The organism is Phenylobacterium sp. (assembly GCF_035944335.1).
Taxonomy (GTDB): Bacteria; Pseudomonadota; Alphaproteobacteria; order Caulobacterales; family Caulobacteraceae; genus Phenylobacterium.
Genome location: NZ_DASZBG010000012.1, coordinates 41,435 through 64,611 on the forward strand (window position 1 = coordinate 41,435; position 23,177 = coordinate 64,611).

The window sequence follows — 23,177 nt, forward strand, 5'->3', positions numbered from 1 at the left end:
CTCCCGATCGCGAATTGGCCTCGAAGCCTGGCGATGGCAGGATCGCGGGCCCGAGGAGGCCAAGCCGATGACCAAGACCCAGACGACGCTCGCCGCCGCCGCGGTGCTCGCCCTGATGGCCGGCGCCGCGGCCGCCGCCGACGAGAAGACCGACGCCGCTCCGGCCGCCAAGGAGAAATGCTTCGGCATCGCCAAGGCGGGCCAGAACGACTGCATGTCCGGGCCCGGCACCTCTTGCGCCGGCACCGCCAAGACCGACTACGACGGCAAGGCCTGGAAGGAGGTCCCGAAGGGGACCTGCGTCACCATCAAGACGCCGAAGGGCATGGGCTCGCTGACCCCGAAGGCCTGATGAGACGCCCATGCGCCAGGGCCTGACCGCCGGGCTGAGCCTGAAGCCGCCGCACGTCGCCGAGGCGCTGGCCGCGACAGCGCAGGGCCTGTGGTTCGAGGTCCACCCCGAGAACTACATGGCGGCCGGCGGGCCGCGGCTGGCGGGGCTGGCGGCGATCGCTGAACGCCATCCGATCTCGCTGCATGGCGTCGGCCTGTCCCTGGCCGGCGATGCGCCGCCCGACGCCGCGCACCTGGCGGCGCTGAAGCGACTGGTGGACCGCTTCGATCCGGCCCTGGTGTCCGAGCACCTGGCCTGGTCGCGAAGCGCCGGGCGCTATCTGCCGGATCTGCTGCCGTTCCCGCGTACGGCGGAGGCGCTTGGCCGTATCGCCGAGAATGTCTCACGGTTTCAGGATGCGATCGGCCGCCCGGTGCTCATCGAGAACCCCGCGCTCTATCTGCCCCTGGCCGGCCATGAGCTGCCGGAGACCGAGTTCCTCGCCGAGCTGGTCCGCCGGACCGGCTGCGGCCTGCTGGTCGACGTCAACAACGTCTTCGTCAGCGCGCACAATCTCGGCTACGCCGCCGAGGCCTATCTGCAGGCCCTGCCGGCCGAGGCGATCGGGGAGATCCACCTGGCCGGTCACACGGCCGACCCGCAGCTCGGCGGCGAGCTGTTGATCGACAGTCATGACGCGCCGGTCGCGGCCGCCGTCTGGCGCCTCTACGAGCGGCTGATCGGGCGGATCGGGCCGCGGCCGACGCTGATCGAGCGGGACGACAACCTGCCGGCGTTCGCCGAGCTGATGGCCGAGCGCGCGCGGGCCCAGGCCATACTGGTCCGCGCCGCCGCACCGGTGGTCGAACATGTCTGACCTCGCCCGCTTCCAGACCGCTTTCGCCGAGGCCCTCAGCGGCGATGTCGCCGGCCTCGCGCCCTGGATCGCGCCGGAGGCTGCGCCGCGCTTCGCGGTCTATCGCAACACGGTCGCCAAGGGCTGCGCGGACGCCGTCGCCGCGCAGTTCCCGACGCTCGCGAGCGTGGTGGGCGAGCCCTGGCTGCGCGCCGCCGCGGCGCTGTTCGCCCGCGCTCATCCGCCGCTCAGCGCCAGTCTGGCGGACTACGGCGAGGGCTTCCCGGCCTGGCTGGCGGCCTTCCCGCCGGCCGCGGACATGCCGTGGCTCGCGGGCCTCGCCCGCATCGACTGGGCGCGCGGCGAGGCGCTGTTCGCCCGCGACCTGCCGCCGCTGCGCGCCGAGGCGGTCGCGGCGCTGCCGGCCGACGCCTACGTCGGCCTGGCCGCTGAGCTGCACCCGGCGGCGCGCGTCCTGCGCTTTGCCGACGGGGCTCCCAGCCTGTGGCGCGCCCTGCAGGGCGACGATCCGCCGGCCGATGTCGAGCTCTCGCCGGAGCCGGAGGGGTTGCTCCTCACGCGCCCGGACTTGGAGGTCCGCACCGAGCTCTTGAGTCCCGGCGGTCTCGGCTTCCTGGACGCCTGCCGCGCCGGGCTGAGCCTGGCGGCGGCCGGCGAGGCCGCGCTCGAAGCCCAATCGGACCTGAGGCTCGCCGACACCTTCGCCGCCTTCATCGCCGCCGGCGCCTTCGCGCGCCTCGTTCCCATCGTCATGTGAGATACTGATCCCATGAACACTCGCCTCTTCGCGGCCATCGCGGCCGCCGCCATCTTCTCCGCCCAGGCCGCGCCCGCGGCGCAGGCGCTGAAAACCGCCGTCTTCGCCGGCGGCTGCTTCTGGTCGGCCCAGCACGACATCGAGCACACGCCGGGCGTGGTGAAGGTCGCGGTCGGCTATGCGGGCGGCACGCGGCCCGGCCCGAACTACGAGAACCACGAGGGCTATCTGGAATCGATCCAGGTCACCTACGACCCGGCCAAGATCAGCTATCCCAAGCTGGTGGACGCCTTCTTCCACCACATCGACCCGACCGACCCCGACGGCCAGATCTGCGACCGCGGGCCTACCTATCGCACCGCGGTGTTCGCCGCCGACCCCGCCGAACGCCAGGCCGCCGAACAGGTGAAGGCCCAGATCGGCAAGGAACTGCGCCATTCGATCGCCACCGAGATCCGCCCCGCCGCCCGTTTCTGGATGGGCGAGGACTACCATCAGGACTACGCGCGCAAGAACCCGGGCGCCTACAACGCCTACCGCGTCGGCTGCGGGCGCGACGCTACCTTGAGGGTGGTCTGGGGCGGCCGGTGACCGGATCGCGCGGCTGGGCGTGAAAACCCCGGCCGACGAACATCTCGACGCGCCTCTCGTGCTTGGGATCCAGGAAGACGCTGTCGATCTCGTGACCAACGGCGCTCGAGAAGTCGCCCTCCATGTCGCGCAGGAACCAGCCCTCGTAGGCGACGCCCAGGACGCGCGCGCCGAGCTGCGGGGTGAGCGGGGCGCTGCTCTCGGCCTGGTTCTCCGGCTTGCCGGTCAGAAGCCAGTAGACCAGCGGCGGCGATCCGGCCGCCCCGAAGTAGCTGCGGCCGTAGTAGGCGAGCGCGTAGTAGGTGAAGCGGTCGTTGACCGCCACGGCCGAGAGGCCGGCGCCCTCCTCGATCCTGGCGCGGTCCACCACGATCCTGGCCGTCTGTGACCAGCCGCGGACCCGCTTCAGGCTGTTGGAGGCCCCGAGCGCGTCGCCCGCCCTTGGTTCGACGAGCACCAGCAGCACCAAGGCCGCCAGCACCGCCTGGATGGCGATCGCCGCGGTCAGCCAGCGCCGCGCCCGCCAGCGCATCATCCAGCCGGCCACCAGCACCGAGCCCGCGAGGTAGCTCGCCCCCGACCAGTTGGCGTTGGCTCGGCTGAGCAACGCCTGGATGGCGACGACGGCGATCGGCGGCAGGATGAAACAGAGCAGCAGCAGGTCCTCGCGGGGCAGGGCGCGCCGCCGCGCCGCCAGGATCAGGCCTGTGATGAGCACGCCGAACGGGATCGGCCCGAACACTCCGAACTGGCTGACCAGGAAGGTCCCGAAATTGGCCGGGTTGAACGGCGTGTGCTGGCCCCAGGCCGCGTTGGCGGCGGTGTGGTGCAGGGTCGCGAAGCCGTGCTGGGCGTTCCAGACCAGGTTGGGCGACAGCACAAGGCCGAACACGGCGAGCGCCAACAGGGCCGAGCCAAGGCTCCACGCCCGCCGGGCCTCGCGGCTGAGCGCCAGGTGCAGGGCGACGCCGATGACGACATAGAGCGCGGCGTACTTGCTCAGGAAGGCCAGGCCCAGCGCCGCGCCGAACCCTGAGGCCAGCGCCAGACGCCGCCCGCCCGCGGCCGGCTGCAGGTCGGCGTAGGCGAGGATGGTCAGGCCGAGGAAGAACAGCAGCGGCGCGTCGGTCGCCACCACCAGGCCCGACAGTTGCACGGCCGGCATCAAGGCGTAGAGGGCGGCCGCAGCCAGCGCCGCCGGCCCGCCGTAGAGCCTGCGGCCCAACGCGAAGACGCAGAGCGTCGCTCCGGCCTGGAACAGGGCCGCCGAGAGCCGCACGAAGGCTTCCGAATCGCCGCCCAGCTGGGTGGTGGCCCAGATCGCCCAGGCGACCATCGGCGGTTTGGAATAGTAGCCGAAGTCGAGCGTCCGCGACCAAAGCCAGTACTGGGCCTCGTCGGGGTAGAGCTCCAGCGGGCTCCGGAACAGCGCGACGAAGCGGGCGAGCGTCAGACCCGCCGTGAGCAGGATCGCCGCCGTCCAGTCGGCATCGGGGCTCCGCAGGCTCGCGCTACGCGCCATCAGCTGTCCTTCGTCTGCGGGCGGACCCTAAGGCTCCAACGTCGCCTGTAAAGGCGCCGGCGCCACAGTTGTGGACAAGATGTGCGACGGAGCGTCACCGTAGCAAAACCGTCACCACCAGTCTTATCTTCCGCGCTATACGGCTCGAAGGTTCAGGCGCGCCAGGGGGCTGACCTGAGGGGTCGATGAAGGGGGTTACTCGATGAACAGATTTAGCCGCGCGCTTTGCGCGACGACGGCGCTTGCTACGGGACTCCTGCTGGCGGGGAGCGCGTTCGCGCAGTCCACCGCGACGCAGGTGCAGGAACTGATTATCACCGGCAATCGCCAGGCGCCCTCGACGGCGGGTCTGGCGACTCAGGTGAACGAAGCCAAGGACGTCTCGATCGTCGGCAAGGCGTTCATCGAGACCCAGATGCCCAGCGCCAACATCGCCCAGCTGATCAACGTGCTGCCGGGCGTGAGCTATTCGACCGAAGACCCCGGCGGCTTCAACTCAGGCGATCTGCGGATCCACGGCTTCGACGGCAACCACGTGGCCGTCATCCTCGACGGCGCCCCGCTGAACGACACCGGCAACTACGCGGTGTTCCCCGGCGAATACATGATCGGCGAACTGATCGACCACATCACCGTCAACGTCGGCTCCGCCGACGTGGACAGCCCCTCGGCCTCGGCCTTGGGCGCGACGATCAACGCCGTCTCCAAGCTGCCGAAGGAAACCCCCGGCGGCATGCTCCGCGCCAGCGCCGGCAGCTACAAATACCTGCGCGGCTTCGGTGAGTATGACACCGGGGCGATCGGGCCTTGGGGCACACGCGCCTTCGTGGCCGGCGAGTACGGCACGGAGCACAACTTCAAGGGCCGTCCGGGCACGAGCAAGCGCTGGGACGTCTCGGGGCGTATCTACCAGCCGCTGAGCGGCAACGACTTCCTCAGCCTCGCCGGCATCTATGTGCAGGAGCGCCAATATCCGGCCTTCCGCCTGACCCGGGCGCAGATCTCCTCGCTTGGCTTCTGGTATTTCGGAGACAACCCGAGCTTCACGCCGGAAACGGTCACCCCTGGCAGGGCGGACCTCATTCCTGCCAATGCCGGCCCATCGGGCGCGGACAACAATTTCTACGCCCTGTTCCCGAACCCGGTGAACTTCGGCAGCCTCCGCGGCCAGTCGCACTTCACGCTGGCCAAGAACTTGGTGCTGACGGTCGACCCCAGCCTGTTCTACACCCTGGCCAACGGGGGCGGCGGCACCACCCTGAAGGAGAACGATCCGCGATTGATCGGCAACTCCACCGCCTCGGGCGTCGACCTCAACGGCGACGGGGACACCTTGGACACCTTGGTGGCCTACGGCCCCAGCAACACCCGGACGCACCGGGTCGGCCTGACCACCTCGCTGCTGTATGACCTGAACGAGAGCAACCACTTCCAGCTCGCCTACACCCTGGACTACGGGCGGCACCGCCAGACGGGCGAATTCACGCCCGTCGACCTCAACACCGGCCTTCCGCAGGACGTGTTCGGCGGCAGCCCGGCGGGCGGCGGCGCGGATATCAAGACCGCCGACGGCGCGATCCTTCGGGGCCGCGACCGTTTCTCGATCGCCATCCTGAACCAGGTCTCCGCCAACTACATCGGCAAGTTCATCGACGACCGGCTGCACATCAACCTGGGCGTGCGGATGCCGGACTTCGAGCGCAAGCTCAACCAGTTCTGCTACACCTTCAACGGCACCAGCGCCTATTGCGACACCATCGACCCGGCGGCTGTCCAGACGGCGTTCAACGCCGACGTGGCGGCGGTCAATGCCGCCGTCGCCGCCGGCCGGGCGCCGCCGACGACGGCGACGAATCTCGCCGCGGTGTTCCGCGGCGGCATCACGCCCACCATCGGTCCCAACGGCCTTCCGAACTTCCGCTTCCCGTTCAAGGCGGACCTGAAGTACCGCAAGACCCTGCCGAACGCCGGCATCAGCTTCCGCCTGGCCGAGGATCACCTGATCTACGCGTCCTACGCCAAGGGTCTGGCGGCGCCGAAGACGGACAACCTCTACACCTCGTCCCCCAACCTGGTGCAGCCGGAAACCAGCAACAACTACGCCGCCGGCTATCGGTACCAGACGAACGCGCTGAACGTTTCGGCGAACCTCTACCGGACCGACTACAAGAACCGGATCGTGTCCTCGCCGGACCCGCTTGACCCCACCCTCTCCATCGACCGCAACGTGGGCGATGTGCGGATCCAGGGCGTCGATCTCGAGCTCGGCTACACCCCGATCGATCACCTGCACCTGTACGCCAGCGCCAACCTCAACAAGAGCAAGGTGCTGAAGAGCTACACGCTCAGCACCTCCGGCATCAGCTTCCAGCTGCCGGTGGCGGGCAAGGAACTGGTCCTGACCCCCGACCGAATCTTCAACGGCCGGATTTCCTACGACGCCGGTCCTGTCACCCTGGGCCTGCAGGCCAAGTACATGAGCTCGCGCTGGCTCGACGACCTGAACACCGACCGGATCCCCGGCTACGCGGTGTTCGGCGCCGACGCCCGCTGGAACCTGCCCTGGTACGACGGCGCCTATCTGCAGTTCAACGTGCAGAACCTGTTCGACCGCAGATACATTTCGCGGGCGACCACCAACGCGACCAACGTGGCGTTCCCGATCCCGAACACCACGCCGCCGCGGACCTTCTTCGCCTCGACGTCCTCCCTTCAGGTCGGCGCGCCGCGCACCGCGGTCCTGACCCTGGGTGTCAACTTCTAGACTCAGCGTCATCTTTGGAACGAGGAGGGGCGGCCTGGCGACGGGCCGCCCTTTTCCGTGCCGGCTTGACGCCGCGCCCGGCCGCGCCCATCTGCGCGCGTCGTTTCAGGTCGAGGGCTGGATGAGCTTCACCGTACCGCCGGAGTGGGCGCCGCACCGCGCCATGTGGCTGGGTTTCCCGAGCCATGCGGCGCTGTGGGAGGCCGACCTCGAGCCCGCCCAGCAGGAGGTGGCGGCGCTGGCCCGCGCCCTGGCCGGCCCCGGGGCCGAGCGCGTGCGCCTGATGACCGGCCATCCGGACGGGGAGGCGGCGGCTCAGCGCCTGCTGGGCGACGTGGACGGCGTCGAGATCACGCCGGGCGCGTTCGGCGACATCTGGCTGCGCGACACCGGCCCGATCTTCGGCCAGCGGGACGGGGACCCCGAGGCGCACGGCTTCCGCTTCAACGGCTGGGGCGGCAAGTACGAGCTGGAGCACGACGACACCGTCGGCCGGCAGGTCGCCGAGACCGCGCAGGTCCCGCTGATCCGCCACGACTTCGTGCTGGAGGGCGGCGCCCTCGACCACGACGGCGAAGGCACGGTGCTGACCACGACCCAGTGCCTGCTCAACCGCAACCGCAATCCCGGCTGGACCCCCGAGGCGGCCGAAGCCGCGCTCGCCGACGCGCTCGGCGCGCGGCGCGTGCTCTGGCTGGGCGATGGCCTGCTGAACGACCATACCGACGGCCACGTGGACAATCTCGCCCGCTTCGTGGCGCCTGGCGTGGTGGCCTGCCCGATCGGCTGGGGGCGTGGCGACCCCAATGCCCGGGTCTATGACGAGACCGCCCGCCGGCTCTCCGCCATGACCGATGCGGCGGGACGACCGCTCAGCGTGATGCGGATCCCCTCGCCGGGCTTCATCGGCGACGACGGCGAGCGGCCGGCCCCGGCCAGCCACATGAATTTCCTGATCGCCAACCGGGCGGTCATCGTGCCCATCTATGCCGAACAGCCGGGGGAGTTCGCCATCCAGGCGCTGGAGCATCTGTTTCCCGACCGCCAGGTGATCGGGCTGCCGTCCACCGCCATCCTGACCGGCGGCGGGTCGTTCCACTGCATCACCCAGCAGGAGCCCGCCTGATGAGCCGCAAGGTCACGGTGGCGGCGATCCAGTCGTCCTACGGCGACGACATGGCGGCCAATATCGCCAAGACCGCCGGCTTCGTGCGCGAGGCCGCCGCCAAGGGCGCGCAGGTCGTCCTGCCGTCCGAGTTGTTCCAGGGACCCTATTTCTGCGTGGCCCAGGAGGAACGCTGGTTCGCCCAGGCCTATCCCTGGCGCGAGCACCCTTGCGTCACCGCCCTCGCGCCGCTGGCGGCCGAGCTGGGCGTGGTGATCCCGGTCTCGATCTTCGAGCGCGAGGGGCCGCACTACTTCAACAGCGTGGTGATGATCGACGCCGACGGCAGCCCGCTCGGCGTCTACCGCAAGAGCCATATCCCCGACGGGCCGGGCTATATGGAGAAGTACTACTTCCGGCCGGGCGACACCGGCTTCCGCGTCTGGCCGACGCGGTTCGGACGGCTGGGCGTCGGCATCTGCTGGGACCAATGGTACCCGGAGACGGCGCGCGCCATGGCCCTGATGGGCGCGGAGATCCTGTTCTATCCGACGGCCATCGGCTCGGAGCCCCACGATGCGGCGCTGGACACCGCCGCGCCCTGGCGGCGCGCCATGCAGGGCCACGCGGTCTCCAACGTGATCCCCGTGGTGGGCGCCAACCGAACCGGCTTCGAACCCTGGGCGAACTATCCGAACGGCGGCCAGCAGTTCTATGGCTCCAGCTTCATCGCCGACCATCGCGGCGATCTGGTCGCTGCCCTCGGGCGCGAGGACGAAGGCGTGCTGAGCGCCGAGTTCGATCTCGACTTCCTCACGACCCACCGCGCGGCCTGGGGCTTCTTCCGCGACCGGCGGCCCGACCTCTACGGAGTGCTGGCCCAGGGCCGGCCTCAGTGACGCGCGCGCCGCAGATCGAGACCGAACGGTTGGTCCTGCGGCGCTGGCGGGAGGACGACGCCGAGCCCTACGTGGCCATGATGCTGGATACGGACGTCAGCCGCTGGCTGGGCGGCCCGTTCGACGAGGCGGAGGCCTTGGCGCGGATTGCGCGCAACGAGGCGGCGCTGGAGGCTCACGGCTTTGGTCGCATGGCCATGGAGCGCCGCTCCGACGGGGCGTTTCTCGGCTACTGCGGCCTGATGCCGATCGCCGAGACCCTGCCATTCGACGGCGGCTTCGAGGTGGGCTGGAGCCTCGCCCAGGGCGGCTGGGGCCAGGGCTACGCCAGCGAGGCCGCGCGGGCGGTCTTCGCCGACGGCTTCAGTCGCCTCGGCTTGCCGCAGATCCTCGCCTTCACCGGGGTCTTGAACCACCGCTCGCAGGCGGTGGCCCGGCGGCTGGGCATGAGTCGGGACCCCGACCAGGATTTCGATCATCCGGGCCTCGCGGACGACCATCCGCTGAAACGCCACATCGTCTTCGTGGCGAGGTCGCCTCAGTAGTCGCAATCGGTGGGCGGCGTGCGGTCGCGGACCAGCTCGGCGCGGGCGGTCTCCAAGTCCTGGCGGAACTCCGGATGGTCGTGGAGCTTCGCCACCATGGCCGCGCCCAGTTCGCGCCCGGCGTCGACGTCGGATTGGAAGTGCACCCCGCAGACCACCCGGCTCTGGCCGATTTCGCGGCCTGCGACCATCAGCTCGCTCGCCCTGTCGGGCCGCAGTTCGCTGAGGATCAGCCCCCAGGCCCAGCCCGCCATCGAATGGCCCGACGGATAGGAGGCGTTGGTCCGCATCCAGTCCTCGCGCGGCACGCACAGCGGTTGGGCGTCGCCGATCGGCGGGCGGGTGCGGTTGTAGTGATCCTTGGGCGGCGTGCCGACCGTGCGGACGTCCAGCTCCACGCGCTGCAGGACACGATAGGCGACCGGCGTGGTCTTCGGGCCGATCTCGGCGCCCAGGGCGCAGGAGAAGCGGTGAACCGCGCCGCCCTGCCAGAGGTCGTTGTCCCGTTCCGCCAGCGTCCAGCGCTTGGATCCGGCCAGCGTCCGGGTGTCGAGGTAGGTCTGCCGGTCGCTGCGAGCCCGCGGGCTGTCCGCGGCCGGCGGCGGCCCCAGGATCAGGGTCCCGTCCAGCTCACCCTTGTGCATATAGCCCGCAAGCTTCGCGCCCTGCGCCGACGCGATGGCGGCGACCGTCAGAGCGGCCGCCGCACCGAGAACTCCGTACCTGATCAACGTCTTGCCTCTAGCTCCGCAGCACGGTCTTGCCGTTGCGGATCACGGTCGCGCCGCGGTCCAGCACCCGGGCCTCGAAGGAGACCACGTCGCCGTCCTTCCAGAGATCGACGGTCACGGTGTCGCCCGGGAACACCGGGGCCGAGAACCGCGCCTGGTGGCTGAGGATCTGCTGCGGATCGTAGTCGCAGATCTCCTGCAGCACGGCGCGGCAGGTGATCCCATAGGTGCACAGCCCGTGCAGGATCGGCCGCGGGAAGCCGGCCCGCTTGGCCACGTCCGGATCGGAGTGCAGCGGGTTGCGGTCGCCGTTCAGGCGATAGATGAGCGCCTGGTCGGGCCGCGTCTCGATGGGCACGGAGATGTCCGGCTTGCGGGTCGGCGTCGCATGCGGCTCCGGCGCGCCGTCCGAAGGCCCGCCGAACCCGCCGTCGCCGCGCGCGAAGGTCGAGCCGGTGAGGGTGGCGACCTTCTCGCCCTTGTCGTCGGTCCAGACGGTCTCGTTGACCACCACCGCGCCCTTGTCCTTGCCCTTGTCGAAGGCGCCGATGGTGCGGCTGGCGGCGGTGAACGAGCCGGCGGCGGGGAGGGGCTTGTGCAGCTCCACCTTCTGCTCGCCGTGGACGACCATCAGATAGTTCAGCTGGCTGACCCGCAGGCCTTGCTTCTGCTCCACGTTCTGCGCGGCGCGGCGGCCCGCGCCGGCGGCCAGCACCGTGGCCGCGGTCGGCACCACCTTGAGGTCCTTCTCGTAGACGAACGGCAGCTCGCGCTCGTCCATCGGGTCGCGGCCCATGCCGACGCCAAGCGCGTAGAGCATCACGTCCTTGTCGCCATAGGTGAAGGTGCGGGGCTCGGTCTTCTGCTCGAGGATGTCGGGATAATAGATCGGCATGAAATCGGTCCTCCGGAGTATGGGCGAGGGGCGTCGTCTCTATAGCGGCGATTGAAGCCCCGAAGCGCACCGGCGGCAAGCGGCGTGGCGCCTCAATTGCCGCCCCGGCCCCGATCGGTTAGAAGCGGCGACCTTGCGCCGTGGCGTGCTCGCCACGGCCCAGCTCCTCGATTTTCGAAGGCTTCGATGACCACCACCACCGCCCAGATGCCCGGCCAGATTTCCGGCAACGTCCTGTTCTATTCCAAGCCCGAGCCGCTGAGCCCCGAGCTGCACGGCAAGCTGGGCGTGGTCCAGAGCGACAAGCCGTTCCGCTTCGCCAAGGCCGGCCACGCCGTTCCGCTGACCGTGGGCGAGTTCCCGCTGGCCGCGGTCTCCGGCCCGATCATCTTCGTGGGTGACGACAAGACCCCGATCGCCGTCATGGGCCTGAACGCCGGCGACAACATGTTCGTGGGCGAGAACGGCCTGTTCGATCCGGGCATCTACATCCCGGCCTATATCCGCCGCTACCCCTTCGTCTTCGCCCAGGACGACGATGCGCAGAAGATGGTGCTGTGCATCGACCGCAACGCCGACTTCATCGTCGAGGGCGGCGACATGCCGTTCTTCGAGAAGGACGGCAAGCCCAGCGAGTACACCCAGCGCTGCATGGAGTTCTGCAACAACTTCGAGCAGGAGCGTCAGCGCACGATCGCCTTCGTGCAGATCCTCAAGGATCTCGACCTGTTCGAGAGCAAGGTCGCCAATTTCACGCCGATGAACGCCGACGGCACGACCGGCGAGCCGCAGAAGATCGCCGACTATTTCGGGGTCTCGGAGGAGAAGCTGAACGCGCTTCCCATCGAGAAGCTGACGGAAATCCGCGATAACGGCGCGCTGGGGCAGATCTACGCCCACCTGCTGTCGCTGGTCGGCTGGGACCGCCTCGTCGCGCTGGCCCTGGCCCGCGCCCCGCAAACGCCCGCCGCGGCGAACGCGTAACGCTTTATCTCGCGAACACGCCCCGCGTCAGGCACGAGAAGACCAGCCGGCCCGCCTCGTCGAGGAGGTCGTGCTGGCAGATGACGATGCCCTTGCCCTCGCCCACCGGGTCCTTGGCCATGACCGTCATGCGGCCGCGCAACAGCTCGCCGACCGGCGGATTGCGCATCCAGCGCAGGGCGTCGACGCCGAGCCGCTTGGTCTGCGGCCAGTCGGTGTGGGCCACCGCGTCGAGCTTGGCCCAGATCGCATAGACCATGGCGTCCGGCGCGCCGCGGTCGGCCGTCCAGCCCGGTGCGAAGGCCTTGATGAAGCCGTCCAGCGCCTCGGCGTCGACGGCCATGGCCCCAAGCGACTCGACCTGGCCGATCTCGATATCGTCGAAGCGGGCGGGCACGGGCGAACTCTCCGGTTGGCGAACTTGGTTGCGCCATCAGAACGGTCTAGGCGACCCGCGTCGAGCCTTGCTTTGCGTCTCCGCCCCTTCCACGCCATATAGCCGCGGTATCACGCGGGGGCGATGACGAGGGTGACGATGCGCTGGCTTGCCGCGATCCTGGCGTTCCTGGCCGTTTCGACGGCCGCGGCGGCCGCCCCGATCAACACCGGTCACCTGAGCGCCGAGCTCGTGTCGCAGACCCAGGGGATCGCGCCGGGCCAGACGGCCTATATCGCCCTGCATCAGAAGATCCAGCCGGGGTGGCACACCTATTGGCGCAACGCCGGCGACTCCGGCGAGCCGACGCGGCTGAAATGGACCCTGCCGTCCGGCTGGAAGGCCGGCGACATCGTCTGGCCGACGCCCAGGCGCCTGCCGGTCGGTCCCCTGGTCAACTACGGCTACGAGGACGACGTCGTCTTGCCCGTCGCCATCACCGCGCCCGCCGACGCCAAGCCCGGCCAGGCCATCACCCTGAAAGCCGCCGCCTCGTTCCTGGTCTGCAAGGATATCTGCGTGCCCGAGGACGCGACCCTGCAGATCGCTCTGCCGGTGGTGGCGGGGCCAGCCGCCACCGATCCGCAGTGGGGCCAGAAGATCGCCGCGACGCTGGCCGCCACGCCGAAGCCCGCCGGCCTCACCGCGGTCTTTCAGAAGAAGGGCGCCATGGTCGCGCTGGCGATCGTCGGCGCGCCGCTGAAGGGCGCGGAGGTCCATGACGTCTACTTCTATCCTTTCGACTCGACCGTCATCGACCATGCCAAGCCGCAGCGCGTCGAGCGCGGCCCGGACGGCCTGACCCTGACGCTCACCCCCGGCTACGCCTTCCAGGGCGCGGCCGCTCCCGCCGCCATGGGCGGGGTGCTGGCGCTCGACGGCAAGGCCTACGAGGTCGCCGCGACCTCCGGCCCGCCGCCGGCCGGCGCTGCGGGCCTGGGGCCGCCGGCGCCCAAGGGCGCGGCCGGCGGGGCTGGCCTCGGCCTCATCACCGCGGCGGTGTTCGCCTTCGTGGGCGGTTTGATCCTCAACCTGATGCCCTGCGTCTTCCCGATCCTCGCCATGAAGGCCGCCTCGCTCGCGGCCCACGGCGGCGGCGCGCAAGCGGGGGAGGCGCGCAGGCACGGCCTGGCGTTCGGGGCCGGGGCGCTGATCACCTTCCTGGCCCTGGCGGGCCTGCTGATCGGCCTGAAGGCGGCCGGCGCGGCGATCGGCTGGGGCTTCCAGCTGCAGTCGCCGCCGGTGGTGGCGGTGCTCGCCCTCCTCATGCTGGCGGTGGCGCTCGACCTTTCCGGGGTGTTCGAGGTCGGGACCTCGCTGCAGGGCCTGGGCTCCGGCGCCGCGTCGCGCGGCGGCCTGGTCGGCGACCTCTTCACCGGCGCGCTGGCCGTGGTGGTCGCGGCCCCCTGCACGGCGCCGTTCATGGGCGCATCGGTGGGCTGGGCCCTAACCCAGCCGGCGGCGGCCGCCCTGACCGTGTTCCTGGCGCTGGGCATAGGCTTCGCCATGCCGTTCGTGGCGGCGACCTTCTGGCCGGGCCTGCTCGCCCGGCTGCCGAAGCCCGGACCCTGGATGGACGCCTTCCGCAAGGCGCTGGCCTTCCCGATGTACGGTGCGGCCGCCTGGCTCGCCTGGGTGCTGACCATCCAGGCCGGCGAGACCGCGCTCGCCCGCATCTTCATCGCCGCCATCGTACTGGCGCTGGCCGCCTGGTTGGCCGGCGCCGCCCAGCGCAGCGCCGCCCGGGGTCAGCGTCCCGTGGCGCTCGTCTCGTTCGCCGCCCTCCTGGGCGCCGCGGCCCTGGCCGGCGTCATCTGGCCCGCCTACGCCGAAACCTCCGGCGACAGCGCCGGGGCCAAGTCCGCTGACGCCGCCTGGGAGGCCTACAGCCCCGAGCGCCTCGCCGACCTGCGCGCGCAGGGCCGGCCGGTGTTTGTCAACTACACCGCCGCTTGGTGCGTCTCCTGCCAGGTAAACGACCGCGTGGTGATCTCCACCCGGTCGGTGGCCGAGGCCATGAAGGCCGATAAGGTGGTCTATCTGAAAGCCGACTGGACCAAGCGCGATCCGGTGATCGCCGCCGAGCTCGCCCGCTACGGCCGGGCCGGGGTGCCCCTCTATCTGGTCTATGGCGCGAACGGCGGCGAGCCGCAGGTCCTGCCTGCCATCCTCACCCGGGGCGTGGTCCTGAGAGCCTTGGAGGCCGCCGCGAAGGGCTGATGCTGACCCGCAGGATTCTGCTCGCCGCGGCTGGATTGGCGGCGGCCTTTCCCGCCCTCGCCGCGCCGGAGCTGAACGCCCCCGCGCCGGCGTTCCGCGCGACCGACGAGACCGGCAAGACGCGGTCGCTCGAGGATTTCAAGGGCAAGATCGTGGTGCTGGAATGGACCAGCGACGCCTGCCCTTACAGCCACAAGCACTACGATTCTGGCAACATGCAGCGCCTGCAGGCCAAGGCGCGTCGCGACGGCGTCGTCTGGCTGACGGTAATGACCGCCCCGCCTCGCTCGGCGGAATTCATGACGCCCGCCGAGGTGGTCCGCTGGAAGCGCAAGGTGAAGAGCCACGCCACCGCGGTGTTGATCGACGACGACGCCAAGGTGGCCCGCGCCTACGAGGCCAAGACCACGCCGCACATGTTCATCGTCGATCGGGCGGGGCGGCTGGTCTACATGGGCGGAATCGACGACCGGCCCTACGTGGACCCCGCCAGCCTCAAGGGCGCCACCAACTATGTGGCCCTGGCGCTCGCCGACCTGAAGGCGCATCGGCCTGTTGCGCAACCGGTGACCCGACCCTACGGCTGCAGCGTTAAGTACGCCCCGACTGCTCCCTTCGGGGGCTGACCCGAACCCATTTCGAATGGATCGTCGCTTGTCTGAGATTGACGCCGCCTGGAGCCGTCTCAAAGCCGCCGGCGTCGCCGCCAAGGCGCGGCGGATCGCGGCCCTGTTCGACGCCGAGCCCGATCGGCTGGCGCGGCTTAGCGTGAGCGCCGCGGGGCTGAAGCTCGACCTCTCCAAACAACCTTGGTCGCTGGCCGATCTGGATACCGCCCTCGGACTGGCGCGCGCCGCCGGCGTCGAGGCCAGGCGCTCGGCCCTGTTCGCCGGCGAAATCGTCAACGCCTCCGAAGGCCGGCCGGCGTTGCACATGGCGCTGCGCGCGCCGGCCGGCGCCGACTTCCGCGCCGACGGGAAGCCGGTCTCCGCCGAGGTCGAGGCCACCCGCGCCAAGATCAAGGCCTTCGCCGCCAAGGTCTGCGCCGGCCCGACGCGGGCGATCGTCCACATCGGCATCGGCGGCTCCGACCTCGGCCCACGGTTGATCTGGGAAGCCCTCAAGCCGCTGGACCCCAAGATCGAGCTGCGCTTCGCGGCCAATGTCGATCCGAACGAACTCGCCCAGGCGCTGACCGGCCTCGATCCGGCCACCACCCTCGTCGTCGTCGTCTCCAAGACCTTCACCACGCTGGAGACCCTGACCAACGCCGAGACCGCCCGCGCCTGGCTTCGCGCCGGCCTGGGCCCGGACGCCGACAGCCATCTCGTCGCGGTGTCCGCCGCGCCCGACAAGGCCCAGGCCTTCGGCGTGCCCGCCGACCAGGTGTTCGCCTTCTGGGACTGGGTGGGCGGCCGCTATTCCCTGTGGTCGGCCGTCGGCCTCTCGTGCGCCGTCGCGCTCGGCTACGAGGTCTTCGAGCAATTGCTCGCCGGCGCCGCGGCCATGGACGCCCACTTCGCGAGCGCGCGGCTGGAGGCCAACGCCCCGGTGCTGCTGGCCCTGGCCCATGTGTTCAACCGCAACGGCCTCGGCCGGCCCACCCGCGCGGTCGTGCCCTACGCCCAGCGCCTGGGCCTCTTCGCAGACTTCCTGCAGCAGCTGGAGATGGAGTCCAACGGCAAGCGTGTGGACGCGGCCGGGCGGCCCGTGGCGCATGCGACCGCGGCGGCGGTGTTCGGCGACGCCGGCACCAACGGCCAGCACGCCTTCTTCCAGATGCTGCACCAGGGGACCGACGTGATCCCCGTCGACATCCTGGCCGTGCGCGAGGCCAGCGAGGGCGATCCGGCTGCGCAGAAGAAGCTCCTGGCCAACGCGATCGCCCAGGCCGAAGCCCTGATGGTGGGCCGCACCGAGGCCGACGTCCGCGCCGAGCTCGAAGCCAAGGGGCTTGCCGCCGCGGAGATCGACGCGCTCGCGCCGCAGCGCACCTTCCCGGGCGATCGGCCGACGGCCTTCCTGCTGATGGACCGCCTGACGCCGCGGGCGCTGGGCGCCCTGATCGCGCTCTATGAGCACAAGGTGTTCGTGGAAGGCGTGCTCTGGGGCATCAACAGCTTCGACCAGTGGGGCGTCGAGCTCGGCAAGAGTCTGGCGACGCGCGTGCTCGGCGAACTGGAAGGCGGCCCGGCCGGCGCCCACGATCCCTCGACCGCGGCCCTGATCGCCCAGCTGCGCTGACTCGCTTTCTTCACGATCCTCGGCTATAGGCCCGCCCCCATGAGCGGCTTCGCGCATCATCACGACCACCACCATCCGACCCTCGCGGGATCGGCCTGGGCGCGCTTGGCTTAGATAGCGAACCCTTTCCGAGCCCCGCCGATGCGGACGGGGCTTGCTGACCGAGCTCCGTCCGTCGACCCTTCACCAGGACCGACCGATGGATCTTACTTCTCAGAACCCTTTCTTGAGCGAAGCCGCCGCAACCGCTAAGCGCGGCGGCATGACCGACGCTGCCAAGTCCGACGCATCGAGGCCGGACGCCCGCACCCCGCGCGGCTTCATCGACCGCCGCGCCCGCGACCTCGTCGACGAGCGGAGGATCCTGACGGCGGTGTCCGCGGTCTATGAGCGCTATGGTTTCGAGCCGCTGGACACGCCGGCCTTCGAATATGCCGACGCGCTGGGCAAGTTCCTGCCCGACGCCGATCGGCCCAACGAGGGCGTGTTCTCGTTGCAGGACGATCCGGATGCCGATGGCAATGGGCCGTGGATGGCGCTGCGCTACGACCTGACCGCGCCGCTCGCGCGCTTCGCCGCCCAGAACTGGGAGACCCTGGCCAAGCCCTTCCGCCGCTACGCCTTCGGGCCGGTGTGGCGCAACGAGAAGCCGGGCCCGGGCCGCTTCCGCGAGTTCGTGCAGTGCGACGCCGACACGGTGGGCTCGGCCCGTCCCGAGGCAGACGCCGAGATCATCGCCATGGCGGTCGAGGGCCTGCAGGCCGCCGGCGTGCCGGCCGGCTCGGCGATCCTGAAGATCAACAGCCGCAAGCTGCTCAACGGCCTGATGGCGACCGCCGGCGTCATCGACGACGGCCAGAAGCTCGCCGTGCTGCGCGCCGTCGACAAGCTCGACCGCCTGGGCCCCGACGGGGTGCGCCTGCTGCTGGGCGACGGCCGCAAGGACGAGTCCGGCGCCTTCACCAAGGGCGCGGGGCTGAACGCGGCCGCCGCCGAGCGCGTCTTGGCCTTTACTGCCGTCGGCGCGGGCCGCGGCGACACCCTCGGCCAGCTGGCCAATGTGATCGGCGGTTCGGCCGAGGGCGATGAGGGTCTCGCAGACCTGGAGGCCATCGATCGGGCGCTGACGAGCCTGGGCGTGGGCGCGCAGGGCGCGGTGTTCGATCCTTCGGTGGTGCGGGGGCTCGAATATTACACCGGCGCCGTCTTTGAGGCCGAGCTGCTGCTCGGGACAACCGACGAGAAGGGCCGGTCGGTCCGCTTCGGCTCGGTGGGTGGCGGCGGCCGCTACGACGATCTCGTGGCCCGCTTCACCGGCGAGCGCGTGCCGGCCACCGGCTTCTCCTTCGGCGTCTCGCGCCTTGCCGCGGCGCTGCGGGCGGCCGGCCAGGACGCCGCCGCCGAGGCGCGCGGCCCGGTGGTGGTCATCGTCTTCGACGAGGCGCGCATGGCCGACTATTTCGCCGTCGCCGGCGAGCTGCGCGCTGCCGGTGTCGCCGCCGAGGTCTATCTCGGCCAGTCCGGCCTGCGGGCGCAGATGAAATACGCCGACCGCCGGTTGTCGCCGGCCGCGGTGATCATCGGCGAGGACGAGTTCGCCGCCGGGACCGCCACGGTGAAGGACCTCGACCTCGGTCGGGCCTTGTCCAAAGGCGTCACCGACAACGCCGCCTGGCGCGCCGAACGGCCGGGGCAGGTGACCGTGCCCCGCGCGGAGCTGGTGGCGACGATCGGCAAGATCCTGGACTCCCAGCTGTGAGGACCGAGCCCCCGGTCCCGACCAAGGCGCTCGAAGCCATCCGCGCAGCGCTCGGCCCCGGCGCCGAGTCGGTCGATGCGCCCATCCTGCAGCCGCTCGGCCTGCTGCTCGATCTCGCGGGCGAAGCCATGCGCGCGCGCCTGTTCGTGGTCCAGGCGGAAGGCGGCGCGGAGCTTTGCCTGCGGCCCGACTTCACCGTGGCGGTGGCGCGGCGCCACCTGGACGGCGGCGCAGCCTCCGGACGCTATTTCTATGAAGGCCCGGCGTTCCGCGCCGCCCCGGGGACCGAGCGGCCGGAAGAGTTCGTGCAGATGGGCGTGGAGGCGTTCGCGCCCCCCTCCGGCGACGGCGCGGCGGCGGACGCCGAGATCGCCGGCCTCGCCTGGCGGGCCGCCACGGCCGGCGGGCGCTCTGACCTCAGCCTGTGGCTGGGCGACGTGGGCCTGTTCGCCGCCTTCATCGAATCCCTGGGGCTCCCGGCGACGCTTTCGGCGCGGCTGAAGCGGGTGGCGGGCCGCCCCCGCCTGCTGCAGGCCGAACTCGCCCGCGCCGGCCACGTGGCCGCGCCGGCCGCCAACCAAGGCCAGCTCGCCGCCCTGCTCGCCGGCCGCTCCGAAGGCGATACGGCCGCCCTCCTGGAGGAGGTCTGGGCCCTGGCCGGCATCGAGCCGGTGGGCGGTCGCGGCCCCGCCGAGATCGCCGCCCGCCTGGTGCGCCGCGCCGAAGCCGCCGCCGCGCCGGCGCTTGGCCAGCCCGAGGCCCAGGCCATCGCCGCCTTCATGGCGATTTCCGAGCCCGCCGCGGCCGGCCTCGCGAGGGTGCGCGGACTGGCCGGCGGCAAGGCCAAGGCGCTCACAGCCGCCCTCGCCGTCTGGGACGCTCGGCTGACGGATCTGGCCCGCAGCGTGCCGGCCGACCGGATGCGTTTCGCCCCCGCGCTTGGCCACGCCTTCGACTACTACGACGGCCTGACCTTTGAGGTGCGCAGTGAAGCCTTGGGCCCGGACCGGCCGGTGGCCGTCGGCGGCCGCTACGACGGACTGCTCGCCCGCCTGGGCGGCGGACCGGGGCGGGCGGTCGGCTGCATGGTGCGTCCCTGGCGCGCCTTCGCGGGAGGCGAGGCGTGAGCGGGCCCTTGATCATCGCCGTCCCGTCCAAGGGCCGGCTGAAGGAGCAGGTGGAAGCCTGGCTCGCCGACTGCGGCCTGGACCTGGCGGCCTCGGGCGGCGCGCGGGGCTATCTCGGCGTGCTCAAGGGGTTGCCGAACGCCCAGGTGCGGCTGCTGTCGGCCGCCGATATCGCCGAGGCGGTGGACGCGGGTGAAGTCCACCTCGGGGTCACCGGCGAGGACCTGCTGCGCGAGCGCGGCGAGGATCTCGATGGCCGCGCCCTCCTGCTGAAGGCGCTGGGCTTCGGCCGCGCCGATCTGGTGGTAGCGGCGCCCAAGAGTTGGCTCGACGTCGAGACCATGGCCGACCTGGAGGAGGTGGCGCACGACTACCTCGCCCGCACCGGCCGACGCATGCGCGTCGCCACCAAATACCTCGCTCAGACCCGGGTCTTCTTCACCCGCCACGGCGTGGCCGACTACCGGATCACCGAGTCCGGTGGCGCCACCGAAGGCGCGCCGGCCGCCGGCGCGGCCGAGCTGGTGGTCGACATCACCACCACCGGCGCGACGCTGGCCGCGAACGGGCTGAAGGTGCTGGCCGACGGCGTGATCCTGAGAAGCCAGGCGCAACTCGCCGCGAGCCTCAAGGCCCGCTGGTCGGCCGATCAGTTGGCCAGCGCCGAGCGGTTGCTCCGCGTCGTCGAGGCCCGCACCGCGGCGCTGCGCAGCGCGACCCTCACCTGGCCCGCGGCCGGCGATGCGGCGGAAGCCGCGGTGGTCGACCGGCTGGTGAGCGCCGGCGCCAGCCGGCGGCCGCATGGCCTCCTGGTGGAGGCCGGCCAGCTGGCGGAGGCGTCGCTGGCGCTGACGGCCGCGGGCCTCGGCCCGGTCACCGCCGCGCGCCCCGACTTCGTGTTCGACGTGGCCTGCCCGGCGTTCGACGCCCTGAAAGAACGGGTTATTTGACGATCGCGTCAAAAGACGGCGTAAATTTGTGCGAGCTCGCGAAATTCTGATCGAGCCTTGCTGCGAAACACCCCGCAAGCCGTTGACTCGGGCAGAAAATTGCCGTTCCTTCACGACGCGAGAGACATGAAGGCATCAGTCCTGAGGTCTCCGGCGTTTCGGGGAGGAAACGCCCGCTCATTCGAGCGACTGCTCAAGATCAGGCCCGCTGCGATTATCCCCCGCGGCGGGCCAAATTTTTTCCCGGAATCGTCAAAAAAGCGCATCCCTACCCTGAAGAGGAGGGATGCGCGCCGCGCTACCAGATCCGCACTCGGTCCGCCGGGGCCACGTACATCTTGTCGCCAGCCTTGACCCCGAACGCCTCGTAGAAGGCGTCGATGTTGCGCACCGGCACGTCGACCCGCGCCTGGTTCGGCGAGTGCGGATCGGAGACCAGCTGCTGGCGCAGCCGATCGTCGCGGGTCTTGCCCCGCCAGACCTGCGCCCAGCCGAGGAACACCCGCTGGTCGCCGGTCAGGCCGTCGATGATCGGCGCCGGCTGGCCATGCAGCGAGGCGTGATAGGCGTCGAGCGCCAGGAGAAGGCCGCCGAGGTCGGCGATGTTCTCGCCCATGGTCAGGTCGCCGTTGATCTTGGCGCCCGGCAGCACCTCGAAGTTTCCGTATTCCTTGCCGAGCTTGGTCGCCTCGACCTCGAAGCGCTTGGCGTCCTCCGGCGTCCACCAGTCGGTGAGCCGGCCCTTGGCGTCGTAACGGCGGCCCTGGTCGTCGAATCCGTGGGTCAGCTCGTGACCGATCACCCCACCGATGGCGCCGTAGTTGATCGCCGCGTCGCCCTGCGGATCGAAGAACGGCGGCTGCAGGATCGCGGCCGGAAAGACGATCTCGTTGCCGGTCGGGTTGTAGTAGGCGTTGATCGTCGGGGGCGTCATGCCCCACTCGGCCTTGTCCACCGGCCCGCCCAGCCGCCCGACCCGGAAGGCCCAATCGAAGGCCGAGGCCCGCTCGACGTTTCCGTAGAGGTCGGCGTCCTTGATCACCAGGCCGGAATAGTCGCGCCACTTGTCGGGATAGCCGATCTTCACCCGCAGGCTGTCGAGCTTCTCGAAGGCCTTGGCCTTGGTGGTCGGGCTCATCCAGTCGAGCTTCTCGATGCGCGCCCGCATGGCGGTGCGGATGTCGCCCACCAGGGTCAGCATCTTGGCCTTGCTCTCGGCGGGGAAGTAGGCCTCGACATAGAGGCGGCCCAGCGCCTCGCCGATCTGGCTGTCGACGAGGGCGACGCTGCGCTTCCAACGCGGCTGCTGCGCCTGCTGGCCGCCCAGGGTCTTGTTGTGGAAATCGAAGTGGGCGTCGTCGAAGGCCTTGGAGAGGTAGGGCGCGGCCTGGTCCACGAGGGTGAAGGCCTGCCAGGCCTTCAGGGTCTCGATCGGGGCCTTGGCGTAGAGGTCGGCGATCTTCGGGAAGGCGGTCTTCTCGCCCACGACCACCTGGCTGACCTTGCTCAGCTTGGCGCCTTGCAGATAGGCCGCCCAGTCGAAGCCCGGCGCCAGCTTGGCGAGGTCGGCTACGGGCGTCGCATTGTACATCTTGTCGTCATCGCGGCGCTCGGCGCGAGTCCAGGAGACCTTGGCGATCTCGGTCTCCAGCGCGACGATCGCCTTGGCGTTCTCCGCAGGCTTCGGCCAGTGGGTCAGCGTCAGAATCCTGGCCACATACTGTTCGTACCTGGCCTTCTGCGGCGCGAAGCCAGGCTCCAGATAATAGTCCCGATCCGGCAGGCCGAGGCCCGCCTGGCCCAGATAGACCGCATAGTGGTCCGGATCCTTGGCGTCCTCGGCGATCGAGGCCGAGAAGATCGAGCCGCCGAAGGCTCCGGTGGTCGCGCCCATGTGGCGGGCGATCTCGGCCCGCGTCCTCAGCGCCCTGATCTTCGCGAGGTCCGCGGCCATCGGCTTGGCGCCCAGCGCATTGACCTTGGCCTCGCCCTGGAAGCTTCGGTAGAGCGCGCCCACTTGAGCTCGGGGCCCGGTCGCGGCCTTGTCGGCGGCGGTCTTCTCGACCACCGCGCGCATGCGGTTCTGCGACAGCTCGTTCAGCGAATCGAAGGCGCCGTACCGCGTCCGGTCGGCGGGGATGACCAACGACTTCAGATAGCTGCCGTTAGCGTACTGGAAGAAGTCGTCGCCGGCGCTGACGCTGGGATCGCGCCCGCTGAGGTCATAGCCCCAGGCGCCGAGCCGCGGCGCCTTGGTGAGGTCCGCCGTGGTCGGCTGCACGGCCGGCGCGGGCGAGGCCGCCGGCGCGGCGAGGGCCGGGCACGCGGAAAGAAGGGCGGCCGTCGCGGCGGCCCCAAGCCAGAAGGTCTTCATAGATGCAATTCACCCTGAGATGGTTTGGACGCGACCATGCCCCGCGCGCGCCGGTTTGAGACC

General features: G+C 70.5%; 20 protein-coding genes. 15 read left to right on the plus strand and 5 right to left on the minus strand.

From position 1 onward, the window contains the following. Nucleotides 1-67: 67 nt before the first annotated feature. From VGT80_RS03180 to msrA, 4 genes are read left to right on the plus strand one after another with little or no spacing between them, the layout of a single operon-like run. On the plus strand, nucleotides 68-352 hold the full coding sequence (locus VGT80_RS03180; protein ID WP_327452804.1) for a DUF2282 domain-containing protein: 285 nt from the start codon (nucleotides 68-70) through the stop codon (nucleotides 350-352). Between the two features lie 10 nt (nucleotides 353-362). Further along, entirely contained in the window at nucleotides 363-1,211 is an 849-nt protein-coding gene (locus tag VGT80_RS03185) for a DUF692 domain-containing protein (RefSeq protein WP_327452805.1), read from the plus strand. Next, complete coding sequence (locus VGT80_RS03190) at nucleotides 1,204-1,968, plus strand: DNA-binding domain-containing protein (RefSeq protein WP_327452807.1); 765 nt, start codon at nucleotides 1,204-1,206, stop codon at nucleotides 1,966-1,968. Before VGT80_RS03185 ends, VGT80_RS03190 begins: the two co-directional genes overlap by 8 nt. Before the next feature lie 12 nt (nucleotides 1,969-1,980). Further along, nucleotides 1,981-2,559, plus strand: coding sequence for a peptide-methionine (S)-S-oxide reductase MsrA (gene msrA, locus VGT80_RS03195; RefSeq protein ID WP_327452809.1), 579 nt, complete (start codon nucleotides 1,981-1,983; stop codon nucleotides 2,557-2,559). On the opposite strand, the gene VGT80_RS03200 is transcribed toward msrA, so the two are convergent. Beyond that, the gene (locus VGT80_RS03200) at nucleotides 2,528-4,081 is read right to left on the minus strand and encodes an ArnT family glycosyltransferase (protein ID WP_327452811.1); all 1,554 of its coding nucleotides are present in this window, start codon (nucleotides 4,079-4,081) and stop codon (nucleotides 2,528-2,530) included. The two genes, msrA and VGT80_RS03200, sit on opposite strands and share 32 nt — an antisense overlap. Nucleotides 4,082-4,283: 202 nt before the next feature. On the opposite strand from VGT80_RS03200, the gene VGT80_RS03205 reads away from it, so the two are divergent. The 4 genes from VGT80_RS03205 (at nucleotide 4,284) to VGT80_RS03220 (ending at nucleotide 9,394) form a co-directional block, all read left to right on the plus strand. Next, entirely contained in the window at nucleotides 4,284-6,845 is a 2,562-nt protein-coding gene (locus VGT80_RS03205) for a TonB-dependent receptor (protein ID WP_327452813.1), read from the plus strand. A 121-nt stretch (nucleotides 6,846-6,966) separates the two neighbouring features. Further along, complete coding sequence (locus tag VGT80_RS03210) at nucleotides 6,967-7,971, plus strand: agmatine deiminase family protein (protein WP_327452815.1); 1,005 nt, start codon at nucleotides 6,967-6,969, stop codon at nucleotides 7,969-7,971. After that, nucleotides 7,971-8,849 carry an N-carbamoylputrescine amidase gene (aguB, locus tag VGT80_RS03215; RefSeq protein WP_327452817.1) on the plus strand — a complete coding sequence of 293 codons (879 nt, stop codon included), beginning with the start codon at nucleotides 7,971-7,973 and terminating at the stop codon, nucleotides 8,847-8,849. The genes VGT80_RS03210 and aguB overlap by 1 nt, the downstream gene beginning before the upstream one ends. Continuing rightward, nucleotides 8,846-9,394 carry a GNAT family N-acetyltransferase gene (locus VGT80_RS03220; protein ID WP_327452818.1) on the plus strand — a complete coding sequence of 183 codons (549 nt, stop codon included), beginning with the start codon at nucleotides 8,846-8,848 and terminating at the stop codon, nucleotides 9,392-9,394. Before aguB ends, VGT80_RS03220 begins: the two co-directional genes overlap by 4 nt. Here the strand turns inward: VGT80_RS03220 and VGT80_RS03225 are convergent. Beyond that, complete coding sequence (locus VGT80_RS03225; protein ID WP_327452820.1) at nucleotides 9,388-10,125, minus strand: phosphatase PAP2 family protein; 738 nt, start codon at nucleotides 10,123-10,125, stop codon at nucleotides 9,388-9,390. The two genes, VGT80_RS03220 and VGT80_RS03225, sit on opposite strands and share 7 nt — an antisense overlap. Before the next feature lie 10 nt (nucleotides 10,126-10,135). Continuing rightward, entirely contained in the window at nucleotides 10,136-11,020 is an 885-nt protein-coding gene (locus tag VGT80_RS03230) for a MaoC/PaaZ C-terminal domain-containing protein (RefSeq protein WP_327452822.1), read from the minus strand. Nucleotides 11,021-11,206: 186 nt separating this feature from the next. Between VGT80_RS03230 and VGT80_RS03235 the strand changes: the two genes are divergently transcribed. After that, entirely contained in the window at nucleotides 11,207-12,004 is a 798-nt protein-coding gene (locus VGT80_RS03235; RefSeq protein ID WP_327452824.1) for a SapC family protein, read from the plus strand. 4 nt (nucleotides 12,005-12,008) lie between these two features. Here VGT80_RS03235 and VGT80_RS03240 read toward each other — a convergent pair whose 3' ends face one another. Then, nucleotides 12,009-12,401, minus strand: coding sequence for an acyl dehydratase (locus tag VGT80_RS03240; RefSeq protein ID WP_327452826.1), 393 nt, complete (start codon nucleotides 12,399-12,401; stop codon nucleotides 12,009-12,011). Between the two features lie 138 nt (nucleotides 12,402-12,539). Between VGT80_RS03240 and VGT80_RS03245 the strand changes: the two genes are divergently transcribed. From VGT80_RS03245 to hisG, 6 genes are all read left to right on the plus strand, one after another. Then, nucleotides 12,540-14,660, plus strand: a complete 2,121-nt coding sequence (locus VGT80_RS03245; protein WP_327452828.1) for a protein-disulfide reductase DsbD family protein — start codon at nucleotides 12,540-12,542, stop codon at nucleotides 14,658-14,660. Further along, nucleotides 14,660-15,286 (plus strand): redoxin domain-containing protein, encoded by a 627-nt coding sequence (locus VGT80_RS03250; protein ID WP_327452830.1) that lies wholly within the window; start codon nucleotides 14,660-14,662, stop codon nucleotides 15,284-15,286. The genes VGT80_RS03245 and VGT80_RS03250 overlap by 1 nt, the downstream gene beginning before the upstream one ends. Before the next feature lie 28 nt (nucleotides 15,287-15,314). Next, nucleotides 15,315-16,904: a glucose-6-phosphate isomerase gene (pgi, locus tag VGT80_RS03255; protein WP_327452832.1), complete on the plus strand. Its 1,590-nt coding sequence runs from the start codon at nucleotides 15,315-15,317 to the stop codon at nucleotides 16,902-16,904. 262 nt (nucleotides 16,905-17,166) lie between these two features. Continuing rightward, entirely contained in the window at nucleotides 17,167-18,663 is a 1,497-nt protein-coding gene (hisS, locus tag VGT80_RS03260; protein ID WP_327452834.1) for a histidine--tRNA ligase, read from the plus strand. After that, complete coding sequence (locus VGT80_RS03265) at nucleotides 18,660-19,790, plus strand: ATP phosphoribosyltransferase regulatory subunit (protein ID WP_327452836.1); 1,131 nt, start codon at nucleotides 18,660-18,662, stop codon at nucleotides 19,788-19,790. The genes hisS and VGT80_RS03265 overlap by 4 nt, the downstream gene beginning before the upstream one ends. Next, a complete protein-coding gene (gene hisG, locus VGT80_RS03270; protein WP_327452838.1) occupies nucleotides 19,787-20,740 on the plus strand; it encodes an ATP phosphoribosyltransferase in 954 nt (317 codons plus the stop codon). The genes VGT80_RS03265 and hisG overlap by 4 nt, the downstream gene beginning before the upstream one ends. Nucleotides 20,741-21,038: 298 nt before the next feature. Here hisG and VGT80_RS03275 read toward each other — a convergent pair whose 3' ends face one another. Further along, nucleotides 21,039-23,114 (minus strand): M13 family metallopeptidase, encoded by a 2,076-nt coding sequence (locus tag VGT80_RS03275; protein ID WP_327452839.1) that lies wholly within the window; start codon nucleotides 23,112-23,114, stop codon nucleotides 21,039-21,041. Nucleotides 23,115-23,177 lie beyond the last annotated feature (63 nt).

Coding starts and splice junctions, on each gene's coding strand:
- VGT80_RS03235 (WP_327452824.1), top strand. CDS start 11,207: ATGACCACCACCACCGCCCAGATGCCCGGCCAGATTTCCGGCAACGTC.
- VGT80_RS03180 (WP_327452804.1), top strand. CDS start 68: ATGACCAAGACCCAGACGACGCTCGCCGCCGCCGCGGTGCTCGCCCTG.
- VGT80_RS03205 (WP_327452813.1), top strand. CDS start 4,284: ATGAACAGATTTAGCCGCGCGCTTTGCGCGACGACGGCGCTTGCTACG.
- VGT80_RS03200 (WP_327452811.1), bottom strand. CDS start 4,081: ATGGCGCGTAGCGCGAGCCTGCGGAGCCCCGATGCCGACTGGACGGCG.
- VGT80_RS03245 (WP_327452828.1), top strand. CDS start 12,540: ATGCGCTGGCTTGCCGCGATCCTGGCGTTCCTGGCCGTTTCGACGGCC.
- VGT80_RS03210 (WP_327452815.1), top strand. CDS start 6,967: ATGAGCTTCACCGTACCGCCGGAGTGGGCGCCGCACCGCGCCATGTGG.
- VGT80_RS03250 (WP_327452830.1), top strand. CDS start 14,660: ATGCTGACCCGCAGGATTCTGCTCGCCGCGGCTGGATTGGCGGCGGCC.
- VGT80_RS03190 (WP_327452807.1), top strand. CDS start 1,204: ATGTCTGACCTCGCCCGCTTCCAGACCGCTTTCGCCGAGGCCCTCAGC.
- VGT80_RS03275 (WP_327452839.1), bottom strand. CDS start 23,114: ATGAAGACCTTCTGGCTTGGGGCCGCCGCGACGGCCGCCCTTCTTTCC.
- aguB (WP_327452817.1), top strand. CDS start 7,971: ATGAGCCGCAAGGTCACGGTGGCGGCGATCCAGTCGTCCTACGGCGAC.
- VGT80_RS03185 (WP_327452805.1), top strand. CDS start 363: ATGCGCCAGGGCCTGACCGCCGGGCTGAGCCTGAAGCCGCCGCACGTC.
- msrA (WP_327452809.1), top strand. CDS start 1,981: ATGAACACTCGCCTCTTCGCGGCCATCGCGGCCGCCGCCATCTTCTCC.
- hisS (WP_327452834.1), top strand. CDS start 17,167: ATGACCGACGCTGCCAAGTCCGACGCATCGAGGCCGGACGCCCGCACC.
- VGT80_RS03230 (WP_327452822.1), bottom strand. CDS start 11,020: ATGCCGATCTATTATCCCGACATCCTCGAGCAGAAGACCGAGCCCCGC.